The organism is Rickettsiales bacterium, from assembly GCA_035765535.1.
Lineage (GTDB): Bacteria > Pseudomonadota > Alphaproteobacteria > Rickettsiales > JABCZZ01 > JABCZZ01.
Window position 1 is genome coordinate 217,794 of record DASTXE010000006.1, and the last position, 14,572, is coordinate 232,365.

At 49.9% G+C, this 14,572-nt stretch carries 10 protein-coding genes; 6 read left to right on the top strand and 4 right to left on the bottom strand.

Going from position 1 to position 14,572, the window contains the following annotated elements; translation table 11 throughout:
• Nucleotides 1-62: 62 nt before the first annotated feature.
• Both VFT64_09675 and VFT64_09680 read left to right on the top strand, forming a co-directional pair.
• Nucleotides 63-1,202 (top strand): FIST N-terminal domain-containing protein, encoded by a 1,140-nt coding sequence (locus VFT64_09675; GenBank protein ID HEU5048095.1) that lies wholly within the window; start codon nucleotides 63-65, stop codon nucleotides 1,200-1,202.
• Nucleotides 1,203-1,215: 13 nt separating this feature from the next.
• Nucleotides 1,216-4,122 (top strand): response regulator, encoded by a 2,907-nt coding sequence (locus VFT64_09680; GenBank protein HEU5048096.1) that lies wholly within the window; start codon nucleotides 1,216-1,218, stop codon nucleotides 4,120-4,122.
• Here VFT64_09680 and VFT64_09685 read toward each other — a convergent pair.
• Nucleotides 4,119-4,844 (bottom strand): response regulator, encoded by a 726-nt coding sequence (locus VFT64_09685; GenBank protein ID HEU5048097.1) that lies wholly within the window; start codon nucleotides 4,842-4,844, stop codon nucleotides 4,119-4,121. The two genes, VFT64_09680 and VFT64_09685, sit on opposite strands and share 4 nt — an antisense overlap.
• Before the next feature lie 153 nt (nucleotides 4,845-4,997).
• Nucleotides 4,998-5,351 (bottom strand): hypothetical protein, encoded by a 354-nt coding sequence (locus VFT64_09690; GenBank protein HEU5048098.1) that lies wholly within the window; start codon nucleotides 5,349-5,351, stop codon nucleotides 4,998-5,000.
• A 170-nt stretch (nucleotides 5,352-5,521) separates the two neighbouring features.
• Between VFT64_09690 and VFT64_09695 the strand changes: the two genes are divergently transcribed.
• Entirely contained in the window at nucleotides 5,522-6,238 is a 717-nt protein-coding gene (locus VFT64_09695; GenBank protein ID HEU5048099.1) for a response regulator transcription factor, read from the top strand.
• A gap of 39 nt (nucleotides 6,239-6,277) precedes the next feature.
• On the opposite strand, the gene VFT64_09700 is transcribed toward VFT64_09695, so the two are convergent.
• Together VFT64_09700 and VFT64_09705 are read right to left on the bottom strand one after the other, a co-directional pair.
• The gene (locus VFT64_09700) at nucleotides 6,278-8,113 is read right to left on the bottom strand and encodes a hypothetical protein (GenBank protein ID HEU5048100.1); all 1,836 of its coding nucleotides are present in this window, start codon (nucleotides 8,111-8,113) and stop codon (nucleotides 6,278-6,280) included.
• A gap of 80 nt (nucleotides 8,114-8,193) precedes the next feature.
• Entirely contained in the window at nucleotides 8,194-10,158 is a 1,965-nt protein-coding gene (locus VFT64_09705) for an ATP-binding protein (GenBank protein ID HEU5048101.1), read from the bottom strand.
• 147 nt (nucleotides 10,159-10,305) lie between these two features.
• On the opposite strand from VFT64_09705, the gene VFT64_09710 reads away from it, so the two are divergent.
• The 3 genes from VFT64_09710 to mgtA all read left to right on the top strand — a co-directional run bounded on the left by VFT64_09710 (nucleotide 10,306) and on the right by mgtA (nucleotide 14,571).
• Nucleotides 10,306-11,124: a hypothetical protein gene (locus VFT64_09710; protein HEU5048102.1), complete on the top strand. Its 819-nt coding sequence runs from the start codon at nucleotides 10,306-10,308 to the stop codon at nucleotides 11,122-11,124.
• 104 nt (nucleotides 11,125-11,228) lie between these two features.
• Nucleotides 11,229-11,477, top strand: a complete 249-nt coding sequence (locus tag VFT64_09715) for a hypothetical protein (GenBank protein HEU5048103.1) — start codon at nucleotides 11,229-11,231, stop codon at nucleotides 11,475-11,477.
• Between the two features lie 385 nt (nucleotides 11,478-11,862).
• The gene (mgtA, locus tag VFT64_09720; protein ID HEU5048104.1) at nucleotides 11,863-14,571 is read left to right on the top strand and encodes a magnesium-translocating P-type ATPase; all 2,709 of its coding nucleotides are present in this window, start codon (nucleotides 11,863-11,865) and stop codon (nucleotides 14,569-14,571) included.
• Nucleotide 14,572: the final 1 nt, after the last annotated feature.

Below are 14,572 nucleotides of genomic sequence, written 5' to 3' on the forward strand. Positions count from 1 at the left end.
AACCTATAATATTCATACTATATTATAATATAATTAATAGCAATTCCAGCTTCGGGAAATTTATGCAGATCGAAACGCTTATCTCCCATGGCAACCCCGAAAAAGAACTCGCTTCCTCAAAATTACGCGATGCCACCGTCGTATTGTATTTTCTCTCTCCCGCATATCCGGACAAGGACGCTTACCTGAAAGCATTATATATCGCCTATCCCGGAGCGCGGTTGCTAGGATGCACGACCAGCGGTGAAATCTGCGGCAAGGAAGCACTGTCGGGTACAGCTATATCGACAGCGATCAAACTTCAACATACTTCCATTAAAATAGCCTCTACGTCCGTTGACAATATACATGATTCACTGGGGGCAGGAAAAAAACTGGCATCTGAACTCAATCTTCCCCAGCTTCGCCTGCTGTTTGTACTGTCGGACGGATTATGCGTAAACGGCAGCGATCTCGTAACAGGCTTAAGCGAAAATCTACCCGAAGGCATCACCATCACCGGCGGACTGGCAGGCGACGGAAGCAGCTTCAAGCAGACCGGCATCGGTGTGGACGGACTGCCGATTTCCGGCAAAGTTGCTGCCATAGGGTTTTATGGAGACCGCTTCAAAGTAAGCTGTGGAAGCGTGGGAGGCTGGCTTAAATTCGGCCCGGAACGCACCATCACACGCTCGCACGAAAACATCATTTACGAACTGGATGAAAAACCCGCGCTGGAACTGTATAAGAAATATCTGGGCGATGAAGCGCAGAATCTGCCCGGCAGCGGTTTACTATTTCCATTAAGCATTCGCCCCGATAGCAAAAGCCCGCATGATATTGTGCGCACGATTGTCGGTATCGATGAAAAAGAAAATAGCCTTATTTTTGCCGGTGACGTGCCGCAGGGATATATAGCGCAGCTTATGCGCGGTAGCTCTGACAACCTTGTGGACGGTGCCATCGAAGCCGCTACCATTGCGCGTGAATCTCTTAAAGGTAACTCCGCAAACGCCAGCCTTGGAATTCTGGTGAGCTGCGTTGGCCGCAACCTGCTAATGGGACAGAGCGTCTCGGACGAAGTCGAAGCCGTCAAAACGATATTGGGAGAAACACAACTGACAGGTTTTTATTCGTACGGCGAGATTTGCCATCACCCGATCACACATCAGTGCAGCCTGCATAACCAGACCATGACAATCACCCTGATTGCAGAAGCATAAAGAAAGACCGTCCATGACACATAAGCTTCTGGAAAGACAGATTATTAAAGTAAGCGATGGCAACGGCACGGTTGACTACAAAGCTTTGCTGCAGCTGATAGAACTTGCCTATGAAAAGTACGATCGCGATGCGCAGATGCAGGACCGTGCAACCCAGCTGATGTCGGACGAACTGAATGAACTGAATGCCGCCATCCGCAAGGAGCGCGATGAAATGGTGGCCGAATCGCAGAAACGCTTTGAACTCGCAGTCGAAGGCACGAATGACGGCATATGGGACTGGGATGTGCGTAAAAACAGTCTTTGGCTTTCCAGGCACTGCAAAACCATGCTCGGTTACAATGAAGATCAGCTGGAAGAAGCGCAGATAGATGACTGGTACGATCTGGTGCATGAGAGTGACAAGCCAAGCGCCAAGGCTTTCATTGAGCATCACCTCAACAGCGATAAGCATTACCCCGTCACACTAAAATTTAATGCGGCATCGGGTGCTATTCATCACATCAAATGCTACGCCTCTGCCCTGAAGGATGCGGCAGGAAAAACCTTGCGGCTGGTCGGTGTGCTCACGGACATCACCGAATTCATTACCATGCAGCAGGAGCTGGAAGCGGAACGCAATAAGGCAGAGGAAGCCAATCGCAGCCTCGCGGCAAAAATTGCGGAAAAAGAGCGCATGGAAAAGCAGCTCGCCGCTTATATCGAACGCATGGAGATCGCCCAGTTTGAAGCCATGGAGGCCAAGGAAAAAGCTAAGAATGACGCACATACCATTCTGCTTCTTAAAACCGTGGCGGCGGAAGCCAACAGTGCATCCAGCGTGGAAGATACAATCAGGACAGTACTGGAGCAGATGTGCAAATTCATCGGCTGGCCGCTGGGACACGCCTATTATCTCGATACCAGGGAAAACATACTGAAATCAACCGGAATCTGGTATGTCAAAGAGAAGGCTCACTTTGAAAAATTTCAACGGGCAACGAGGGATACACCGCTTAAACACGGCGAAGGCATTCCCGGAGAAGTGTGGAAAAAATTAAGCCCGGTATGGAACAGCAATCTGCAGAACGATCCCAATTTCACAAGAATGCGCAAAGAACCGGAATGCGGCATTCAATCCGCGTTTGCTTTCCCCATCATAGTGGATAATGAACTGGCCTATGTGCTGGAATTCTTTTCCGACCGCCAGATTCTACTGAACGATGAACTCAAGGACATTATCCGCGACATCGGCAGCCAGCTTGTCGCACTCATTAAGCGTACACGCACGGAAGAAGAACTCAAACGCGCCAAGGAAGAAGCCGAAAAAGCCAATATTTCCAAGTCGGACTTCCTTGCCAACATGAGCCACGAAATCCGCACACCGATGAACGGCGTACTGGGAATGACATCGCTGCTGCTGGATACGCATCTGGATGCCGATCAGCGAAGCTGGGCGGAAATCATCAAGAAATCAGGAGAAAATCTGCTGGAAATTATAAATGATATTCTCGATTTCTCCAAGATCGAGGCCGGAAAACTGCTTCTGGAACCGGTACAATTCGATCTCAATAGTCTGGTTATGGAAGTGACGGACCTGTTTTCGCTCAAAACGCAGGAAAGCGGCATCGAATTGCTTGTGGAATTCGCCCCTGACCTTCCCCGCCATTTGATAGGCGATCCTACAAGGCTGCGCCAGATATTGATTAACCTGGTCGGCAATGCCCTTAAATTCACGAAACAGGGTTATGTCCTGATCCGCGCGTGGGGAGAAACGGCACCTGATAAAAAAGCGCGGCTGTATTTTGAAATTGAAGATAGCGGCATCGGAATTCCGCGAGATAAGCTCGGTTATATTTTCAATAAATTCTCACAGGCCGAAGAATCCACGACTCGTCGTTTTGGCGGAACAGGGCTGGGGCTCACTATCTGCCGGAAACTGACGGATATGATGCAGGGCAGCATTGATGTAAGAAGCGAGCTGGGCAAGGGTTCGGTTTTCTTTTTTGATGTCCTGCTGGATATAGCGGATAAAATCCCCGAGCGCCTTACTCCTCATCAGACCGATCTGAAAGACTTGCGGGTGCTGATTGTGGATGACGGAGAGATAAACCGCACCATTCTGACGCAGTACGCGCAGACTTGGGGAATGCACGTAGATACTTGCAATTCGGCCCCCCAAGCCTTTTCTATGCTGGAGAAAGCACAGAAGGTCGGAACACCGTATCATTTTGCATTGATCGATTATTGCCTGGAAGAAGGCACGGGTATGGACATCGCGGATCAAATTCAAACCGCTGCCCTTCCTATCACCACCAAGCTTATCATGATTACCGGCGTCGGCCAGCTGGTGGCCAGCATGAATCTGCAGGAAAGAGGATTTGCAGCCTTTTTCGTCAAACCGCTTTATCCCGAACATTTAAAAGCGGCAATGCAGGCTCTGCAGGATGCGAATCTAAAAGGCACGACGCTTCCGCTGCTGACGCGTAATACAATCAATAGCATTCTTCAGCATCAGAAGTCACAACAGGCCACACCGAAAGATGCATTTAACAATCTTCGTATTCTTGCGGTGGAAGATATGAAGGTGAACCTCATGCTGATTGTCCGGATACTGGAGAAACTTGGCTGCAATGTGAGCACCGCCACCAATGGTAAGGAAGCAGTGGAGAAACTCCGAAATGATTCATTCGACATGATATTCATGGATTGTCAGATGCCGGAAATGGATGGGTTTGAAGCCACCAGGAAAATCCGCGATATGGAAAACGGAAACGGTCATCACACCACGATTATTGCTCTTACGGCAGATGCCATTACAGGAGACCGCGAAAAATGCCTCCAGGCCGGAATGGACGATTACTTGAATAAACCATTCAAACCCGAACACATCGCCCAGACACTGGAAAAATGGGTCAATGCTGCCCACACATCACACTAGGCAGCTTGAGAGCGCAGCTTATCCACGTAATAAGCAAATGAGTTCGCATTAAAAGGCTTGGAAATAAAACCCTGAGCTCCCGCCGCCAGACATTTGTATATCGTCAGCGGATCGTTATCGCCGGAAAACATGACAACAAATATATTCGCATCAAAACTGGCAAGGTTTCGCATGACATCAAACCCATCATTGGTGTCGTCACGGTAATGAATATCCAGGAAGATAATATCCGGGCGGTCAATCATGGAATTGGCAATGGCCTGCCGGTAATTACCCGTAACGGTCACTTCACCATATTGCCGTAGACTCGCCGCGATCATCTGGCTGCTCATACGGTCATCTTCGACAATCAACAGAGATAAGCCCCTGGAGAAAACCGGAGCAGCACCTGCAGCGGCAACAGGGCTGGGTGCCTCCAGCAGGGCGCAAACCTGTTCCCATTCATTTTTTATATCATTGATAAACTTATAAGATTGGATTACATTCAGAACAGAACCGGGACTATACCCTCTTACAAGGCAGGCAAGCCTGCCGCCTTTCCCTTCTGCCACGGTCATGCCGGGATAATCCCTAATTTCCTGTGCTATAGCTGATTCTATCGCTTCGCGGGATGCATCCTCCCGTAACATGGCGATAAGACAGGAAACACCGCTCCAGCTCTCCGGGTCCCGCCTGACCAGTTCCGGAAGCCTGTTAAAGTCTATTTGATAATCCAAAGCCATATGGAAGCGTTACGGGTGAAAGGAAGGCTAAAAGCATGAAATTCCCCTCACTATACCATATACCCTTCCGCGGGTGAAGCGTTAGAACACAGCAATATCCATCTTTTTAAGATATTGATCTATTCACGAACAAAACCGGAAGGTTGCATTACGCTACATAAGCGGCAGATGTCTTTCCATATTAGACAGGTAATTACCGATGATTCTGCGATCGACATTATATTTGATGCTGATCAGCGCTGCAAGGTAAGCGCGGTTTGGTCCAGCTGCATCCACCTCATTACGCATAAGGCGCGGCCATTGCTGCAAAATCTGTTCGCGGAAAGGTTCCCATTTACAATGTATGTCGTATTCATGCCCTAATTGCCCCTGGTCTGCATTGAACATTGCGAAAAATGAGTTATAATCTTCTTTATCTGCTGATGATTGTCGGCCATTTTGACCTTGGCCTTGCCATTTACCACTCTGAGGAAAAAAGGCATTCTTAATACTCGATACCTGCGCCATAGTTGTTTCCTTTCACCACTGAACAAAGACATAAAAACACCCATTTTTGACGGTAAAACATATGGCATAAAGCCGCTATATGACGTGAAACAAAAATAAATAAGTTTTACATAAATCGCTTTACTATTAAGAAAAATGTCCCAATGATAATCAATCAAAACGAGGATTTTATGAACCAGAAGAAAAATACGATTCTGATTATCGAAGATGAACCGCCGATCCGTAAGCTGTTCAACATTGCGCTGGAAGCCGCTGGCTACAAGACTGTAGAGTGCGACAGCGGCAAGGAAGGCATCCGCCTGGCTGCCTCTGTGCGTCCCGATCTTGTCATTCTGGACCTGGGCCTCCCGGATATAGACGGTAAAGAGGTCATAACGGGACTGCGCGAATGGTCGCAGGTGCCCATTATTGTCTGCTCCGTACGCAGCGAAGACGAAGAAGTCATTGCCGCACTGGAAACCGGCGCGGACGATTATGTGACAAAACCCTTTAACCCGGATGTGTTACTGGCACGTATTCATGCCAACCTGCGTAAGGCCGCCACCCGCCAGGTGGGCGAACCTGATCTGGAAAACGGCGATATCCGCATGGATCTGGTGCGCCACGAAGTGTTCCTGCGCGGAGAAAAATCCGTCTTCACGCCGCGTGAATACGACCTGCTGCGTTATTTCATTGTGAACCGCGGAAAGATTCTTACCCACAAACAGATATTGAAAGATATCTGGGGTGCCGCCCATGTGGACAACATGCAGTATCTGCGTGTCTATGTGAGCCAGCTGCGTGAAAAGATCGAACCCAATCCCGCTGCGCCGATCTATATCGTGACAGAACCGGGGATCGGATATCGCATGGAAATCGTCAATGTGAGCGAGGACGCAGCCGCGTAATATCACTGATATTGCCCACGGTGCATGCAAAAGGCGCAATTACCGCATTCTATCGGTATGTTGCGTTAGATAGGCGGGATCTACCACAACATCTTTTACTTTTGCATGCACCGTTTGGGGACCCGGTTGCTCATTGAAACGGCTATAATCGTGGTAGATAATTCTATCGAGCTCCGCGCGCCGTTCAACCATTTCTGCAATTCTATCGCTTCCGTATACCGCCTCAGCCATTCCGCCCTTTTTCTCAAAGTGTTCTAGAGCTTCCGCTTTATGCTCAGGTAAACGCTGTCCTGGGGGAATAATATCATCTGGATATTCGCCTTTGGGTAATCCCTCGAGGCAACGCATATAGGTATCAAAAAGCTTGCTCTCTGTTACAATATCAGCAGCATAATCCTGTGCATGAACTGCATATTCTTGTGCCGCCTTGGCAAATACATATTCCATGCCTTCAACCACCTCATAAGCCATCGCTCGCTGATTGGGATAAGCATGGTTTGGATGTCCTATCGCTTCTGAGCATAAAATACGGTTTTCAATACGCAGATCACCAATATCCGGGGTCCCGGTGGAATTATGCTGTCCGAAGACGGTGCGTCCTTCCCCCCGAAAAAGATAAGCCCCAAAGATATTCATGGTCTTGCGGTGCCCCGCAGCATTAAAACACGGAGCATCAATGCCATCCGTTACAAAACGCTGATAGGAAGTCTTTGCAGGTGCTATGATAAGAGCGCAGTCATGATTGAACTCTTCCAGCTTACGACCGAATATTATGGCAAAACGGCTTAACTCATCTTTGCCGACATACCGTCGCTTCATTTCATCCTCTTTAGAGAAAAACCGCCTCTCGACTTCTTCCCCATTTCCGACAATAATGTCCCGCGGCACGTTAATACCTGCCGCCCGCCTGCCTTCTTCCGCTTTTACATCTTCTCCATCAATGGTAACAATATCGCCTTCCAGTTCGCGCCTGGAAAACATGTTCACTTTGATTTTACCGATGACATCCGCATAAGCCGGTGTCTTCAGAATAATCCGGGGATCGCTTTTTTCGCTGCATAACCGCTCGATATCTTCACAAACCTTGATTTCGTTGGTCTCCACGCCGCCATCACTCTGAAGCTTCTCACGATAAAACCGGACATTACGCTCCAACATTCCAGCTTTTTGTTCAGGAGAAAAAACCGGGCTGTCGAGCAGGGCTGGAAGCGCCACTTTCAACCCCAGATGCATATGCACACTATTAGCCCAGGACGTAGTGCTGGGTTTAGAGCGGAAATCTACAAACACATGCCCGGATTTATGACGCCCTCTCAATTTTTCCACCTTTGCCTCAACAGTATCGATCATATGCTGTCCGGCATTGGAAAGCCATTGAGCGGCCGCAATCGGAGAATCAATTGGCTTAGAAACAATCTCAGCCGTTAGGTAGCTCTGAGGATGAGTGTCTCCATGCTGCTGGTCTTGTATGGAAGTTGGATCGGCAACCCTGCGATCCGTATTGACTCCAGCCATATAGGTCGTTGGTTCCACAGTATATTTTGCCATATGCTTTTCAAAAGCTGAAGTAAGCTGATTGCGTTCAGAACGTTGTTCATGCTCTTGCTGCCAGGAACCGGGACGTAAAGACCGAGGTAAGAATTTTGTTCCCGCATCCTTAACATATCCCTGATATTTACCTTTGCGCAGGGCCTTAAGCCGATTATTGAATACTTTCTCATTCTCAGTAGTAACACGACATTCCACCTCACACCCTGAAGTGCGGAAAAGATCTTCCGACTGAACCCCTAACGCTGCCGCCATAGCTTCATCCCATTTTTTGATCCCTGCAAGAGATGCTTCAACCGCAGGAGATGGGGTGGCAGCTTTCACCATAAACTTTGATCTATTGATGAATCAGTGAGATGAGCTGATATGGTACCGGATATTGACTCAATATGCTACTATAAATTGTATCAGGAGATCGGCCGCCAGTCCGGGATACAGATAGTGAACACCGCGCCGCCCTCCGGATGGTTCTGCGCTTTAACGGCTCCACCCTGCCCGTCCATGACCGCCTTGCAGATAGCAAGACCGAGTCCTGTGCCTGCGACCTGGGAATCCCGCATCTGCAGACGGGCATATTTATCGAATATCTGCTCAAGCTTTTCAGGAGGAATTCCCTTGCCGTGGTCGCGTACCGCATAGGCAAATCCCCCGTCCACGCCAACAACCATGCTGATCTCTATGGTCGTCCCGGAAGGCGTATATTTACAGGCATTGTCAATAATGTTCTGCAGTACCTGCCCTATCATCATCCGGTCCACATAAAGTTCGACATTATGCTCCGGCGGCTGCAATGTAACGCTATGATTGCGCAACCGGTACTCAAGACGCCTGAGCACATCGTCAAGAATCTTGCCAGGGTGGTACCAGCCTTTCTTGAACGTGATCTTTTTGCTCTCCAGACGAGTCATATCCAGAATATTGGTGATAAAACTATCGAGCCGCTCGGATTCACTGAGTGCGGTCTCAATCAGCGTGTCACGCTTGGAGGGATCGAACTGCTTACCGTGGCTGCGGTAAATATTCAGCGCGGCGATAATGGAAGCAAGCGGGGTCTTCAGATCGTGCGAAACACTGGAAAGCAGCATGGACCGGAGCTTCTCGCGTTCCTCGCTGATGCGCGTGGCCTCCATGGTGCTGGCCAGTTCCATACGCTCGATAATGGTTGCCACCTGATCGGCAATCGCTGTCATCATCCCTCCGAACCAGACATCCACTTGCTTGCGCGAGCGCGGCTTCACACCGATAATGCCGATCGCACCGCTTTGCGACAGCATGAGATTGAAACGCCAGGCAGAATCACGGAACGAAGGAGATCCGAGCCCCGTTGTCTTCATTTCACGCCAGCATAATTCCATCGCCTTGATATCGGAGTCGCTGAGCGTTGCATCCTGCGGAAATGTCAGTACGATATTTTCCGGGCTGACAGCGGGAGGCAGGAAAAATGCCACTTCCATCTTAAGGGTGCGTACGATATGCGCATGCAGCTTCTCCAGCGCCTGGGTTAACGAAGACGCATTCGCACTGACCTGATACAGATTGAACAATACCTGCGTATTCAGCTCGCGTCTGCGTGCTTTTTCGGCAAAACCGCGTGTGCGGCTGGTGAAAATAGAGATCAGCATAGCTGCCGAAAGGAAAATCCCCATATTGAGCATGTCCGTCACATTGCTCAGATCGATATGGTAATGGGGAACGGTTAGAAAATAATTGATGACGAGAAAGCTCGTCAGCGAAGCGATCAGCCCCGGCATAAGTCCGAAACGGCTCGCCGCAAACGCGCAAGCGGTCATGAACAGCAGGCCGATATTCTGGTTATTGATCCTGAATAAGGCAGGCGGCAATGTCGCCTGGAGCGCGAATGCGCAAAGATATGCCACCCCTACGGCCAACAACCCGTATAGAATAGGAAGCGGCCTGAAAAAACGCAGCCTTTCCCACAAGGAGTAACGGTAATTATGTCCCGTGATCGTAATTCCTTCGACCGGAATCCCTCGCTTCCGCGCTTGCTCCATCACGGTCTGCGGAAGGGTGCGGCGCAGTAAAAAACTGCGCTGCTGCTGTTCGGAATGGGCTATAATAATAGATGCAACGCGCCCTTTTTCCTCCTCCAGCATGGTCTTGACGGCACGCGTATAATTCTCGGCGGTGATATGGGACGTTTCACCCCCCATCTGCTCTGCAAGCGTCAGAAGGCGCAACATTCTCTCTTGAGCATCCGGATCGAGTCCATCCTGCCCTGGCGTTTCCACGAACACGGCACGCCATCGCCCCCCCATACGCATGGCACGGTTGCGGGCAACACGTAAAAGAATAACTGCTCTTGGATGATCCTCAAGACAGACAATAACCAGATCAGGTGACGTCGGTTCCATATAGGCGTATATCTATTAAGAATAAGAATGGAATAGCACAGGCTAATATAAATTCTCCATAACTTAAAGATTGATTATACGGCAACCATATATTACTATGCCGCCGCTTACTTCCCCGCAATACGTCCATGACGCTGAAGGCCCCGTATGAATCCCAGGTTTTCCTGTGCTGTTTTACGCCGTCTGCCCTTTCTGGCGTTATCCCTCATTCTGCTCGGATGTACCACTCCGGTCCCCCCCTCATACACAGCGCCGGAACCCCCGCCCGTAAAACAGGTCAAGAAACCCCAGCATCACATCAAACCTGTTGTATCTCCGCATTACGCAATGGATGCCTATATAGAATCCCTGTCCTTAAGCGATATGGAGCTGTCCTATGTATCGGCAGAAAATTCTGCGCTTCAGTCCCGGCTGGATATAATTTCGCGCTTCCTGAACGAAAAGAGAAAACAACCCGCATTGCAACCGGCAATCGTGGTTTCCTATAGCGTAAAAGATCAGAAAAACATTTTACAGCTGATTGCTCCTTTCGACATGTCGCGCAATGAATATGATTTCTCCGACCTGCAGGCGGTACTGTCTCACGTTAAAGGCCCACAATACGTCATACAGGATATTCATCCCGTGATTGCCAAAAGCACCCAGCAGAGAAAAATTCTGTTTTCCAGAGACGATACGAATGCCACTCGTGAGATGATACGGCATGAACTGAAGGCGCTGCTGGCCAACACCACACCGCTTTCCGATTCGGCGGAAGCAAAAGTTCAGCTGCAGCTTCTAAGATTCTTCATCGGTCTTCATATGAGGGATGCTGCCTATCTCGCCGCTGAAAATGCCGAACAGTCATTGGCAAGCGTAGAAGACCGGCAGGGAGACAATCCGGAAACGCAGAAATTATCCGGTGAACTCGACACCTTGAAAAGCCGCCTTCGCAAAGAGATGCCTTTCACTTTCAAGTCATTATAAACGCTCTTTATATGCTGCTTATATGACCGTTAAGCATACGAATGGCATGCTTACGCTTATTTTGTAATCCTCAGCCTGCTAATATTCTTACGACAGGAGGATTTATGAGCTATACTCTTCAGCTGCCGCTGGGTGCCAAGCCCCAGAGAAAGCAGATGAAATATGCTTCGCAGAGCGTAGACGATCTTATTCGCATGAAATGGCCGAAGCTGGCAGACGAAGAAATCCGCAATTACAGGCTCGATCCCCGTCAGTTTTATTCTGCTCTTCAGCAGACATACAATATCACACAGGAAGAAATAGAGCTTCAGCTCAATCTGATTAAACGAAAAGTAATTTATGCAGCAGCGTAATTACTGAGACTTAAAAGTTCTGGCGTATTTGGTATTTTAAACTCTCCCCTTGACCGGCGCCCTCTCAAGCGTCGGTTTCTTTTGTCCGGAAGGCTTGCTCCGCTCAGGCACTTCATCCGGCTTCCCCTCCTTTTCGTTTCAGCCTGTTTTAATCTTGACAGGCATTTTCCACGTGGGTAGACAATCTCCATCGTTAACTATTGAGAAGGTGTAGCAGTGTCTGACGGCGATAGTAGTCGCTTGGGTTACGGAACGTTTATTCCCGGTTAAAACGGACAGGCACCACCTTCCGCCGGGACAAACGGCGGAAAATAGTTTATATTCTCCTTCTGACTCAAGCAAGTAAGCAGCTGAAGCACTGACTCTGCCTAAGGGAGCGTTTTGCATGAAACAAGCGGTCAGGAATATCATAAAAGCGAAGGATCCGGTCGTCTCGGAAACGCTTGTAAGCGCCTCAAAATCCTCGATCGATGACGCTATTGCATTACTGGAAACCGGTTTTCATGGCCTGACGGAAGAAGAAGTGCTGGCCCGTCGTGAGCGTTACGGCGCAAACGAGGTAGCTCACGACCATCCCGATCCATGGTATAAGCAGCTTGCAGGCGCATTCGTTAACCCGTTTATCGGTGTACTGGCAGCCCTGATCGGCATATCCCTGTTTACCGATGTTCTGCTCGCCCCGCCGCAGGACCGTAATTTCAAGACCATCATTGTGCTGCTGACCATGATTCTCATCAGCTCGGTCTTGCGCTTCTGGCAGGAATATCGTTCCGGCCAGGCCGCAGAAGCATTGAAAGCCATGGTGCGCACCACTGCTACCGTCACCCGTAAGGAATTTGACAGGCCGATGGAAGTTTCCATTATCGACCTCGTTCCGGGCGATATCGTCAAGCTTTCTGCAGGTGATATGATTCCGGCGGATGTCCGCCTGCTCACTTCGCGCGATCTGTTCATCAGCCAAGCCGTACTTACAGGCGAATCCATCCCGGTAGAAAAATACGATACCCCCGTTTCTCGCACGAGCGAGGTAAAAAGCCCCCTGGAGATGGAAAATGTCTGTTTTATGGGAACTAACGTCGTCACCGGCTCGGCCACCGCGCTCGTCGTCGCCACCGGCAAGGACGCCTATTTCGGCACCATGGCACGGGAAATCACGGGCACACGTCCGCTTACAAGCTTCGATATCGGCATTAATAAGGTTAGCTGGGTGCTGATCCGCTTCATGTTCATCATGGTGCCGATTGTGTTTTTCCTCAACGGCCTGACGAAGAATAACTGGACGGACGCCCTGCTCTTCGCCGTCTCCGTCGCAGTGGGCCTCACGCCGGAAATGCTACCGATGGTCGTAACCGCAAATCTTGCACGCGGCGCGGTAGCCATGGCCAAGCGCAAAACAATTGTTAAGCACCTGAACTCAATCCAGAACTTCGGCGCAATGGATATTCTCTGCACAGATAAGACCGGCACCCTGACACAGGACAAGATCATCCTGGAAAAACACCTCGATATTTATGGCGAAAAGAATCTGGACGTGCTGAAATACGCCTATCTCAACAGCTATTACCAGACGGGCCTGAAAAACGTGCTCGACGTAGCCGTCCTGAATTTTGGCGATGATTACGGTATGAATGCCATGCAGGTTGAATACCGTAAGGTGGACGAAATTCCGTTCGATTTCGTGCGCCGCCGCATGTCCGTCATCGTGCGCAGCGACGCTCCGCGCAACCTGCTTGTCTGCAAAGGTGCGGTGGAAGAAGTACTGTCCTTGTGTGTAGAAGCGGATGATTTCGGCAAACAGGAAGAGACCGACACCGCACATCTTGAGGAGAAGCGTAAAAATCCACGTTCGCCGAGCCTCACGCTGGATGAAGAAAAGCGCAAGGAAATCCGCAAAATCGCGCGCGAATTAAATGAAGAAGGTTTGCGCGTTCTGGCCGTTGCCTACAAATGGCTGCCACCGGAAGACCGCACCTACAATATTCAGGACGAAACCCAGATGGTCCTGGCAGGCTATATCGCTTTCCTCGATCCGCCGAAGGAAACAGCCCTGACCGCCATCTCTGCGCTGAAGGAACATGGCGTCGCCGTCAAGATCATTACGGGGGACAATGAAATCGTGACCCGCAAAATCTGTAAAGAAGTAGGACTCGATCACACCCATATCATCATGGGCAAGGATATCGACACATTCTCGGACGAAGAGCTTGCAGGCAAGGTGGAAGAAACCACCATCTTCGCCAAAATGTCTCCCATCCAGAAATCCCGCATCATCCGTTCGCTGCAAAGCCTTGGCCATACGGTGGGCTACATGGGCGACGGCATCAATGACGCCGCAGCGCTCCGCGACGCAGATGTCGGTATTTCAGTCGATACGGCCGTGGATATCGCCAAGGAATCGGCAGATATCATCCTGCTGGAAAAAAGCCTTATGGTACTGGAAGAAGGCGTGCTGGAAGGCCGCAAGACCTTCGGCAACATCATCAAATACATCAAGATGACCGCCAGCTCCAATTTTGGTAACGTCTTCAGTGTATTGATCGCCAGCGCCTTCCTGCCCTTCCTGCCGATGCTTGCCATCCAGCTGCTCGTGCAGAACCTGCTGTATGATATCTCGCAGATTTCCATTCCCTGGGACAATGTGGACATGGAATATATGGATAAACCGCGCAAATGGGAGGCAGGGGGCATCGCCCGCTTCATGATGCTGATCGGCCCGCTCAGTTCCATTTTTGACGTGATCACCTTCTGCGTCATGTGGTATGTCTTCAAGGCAAATACGCCCGAGCATCAGGGGCTTTTCCAGTCCGGCTGGTTCGTGGAAGGCCTGTTATCGCAGACGCTGGTCGTGCATATGATCCGCACACAGAAGATTCCCTTCTTCCAGAGCCGCGCCGCCCTGCCCGTCATCACACTGACGCTCGTCATCATGGCGATCGGTATCTATATTCCCTTCTCGCCGCTGGGTGAAAGCCTGAGGCTGGCAAGCCTGCCGCTTGCTTATTTCGGCTGGCTGGTGGCGATTCTGCTGGGTTATTGTATAGTGACACAAACGGTAAAAACGTGGTATGTTAAGAAATTCGGGGAGTGGATGTAAC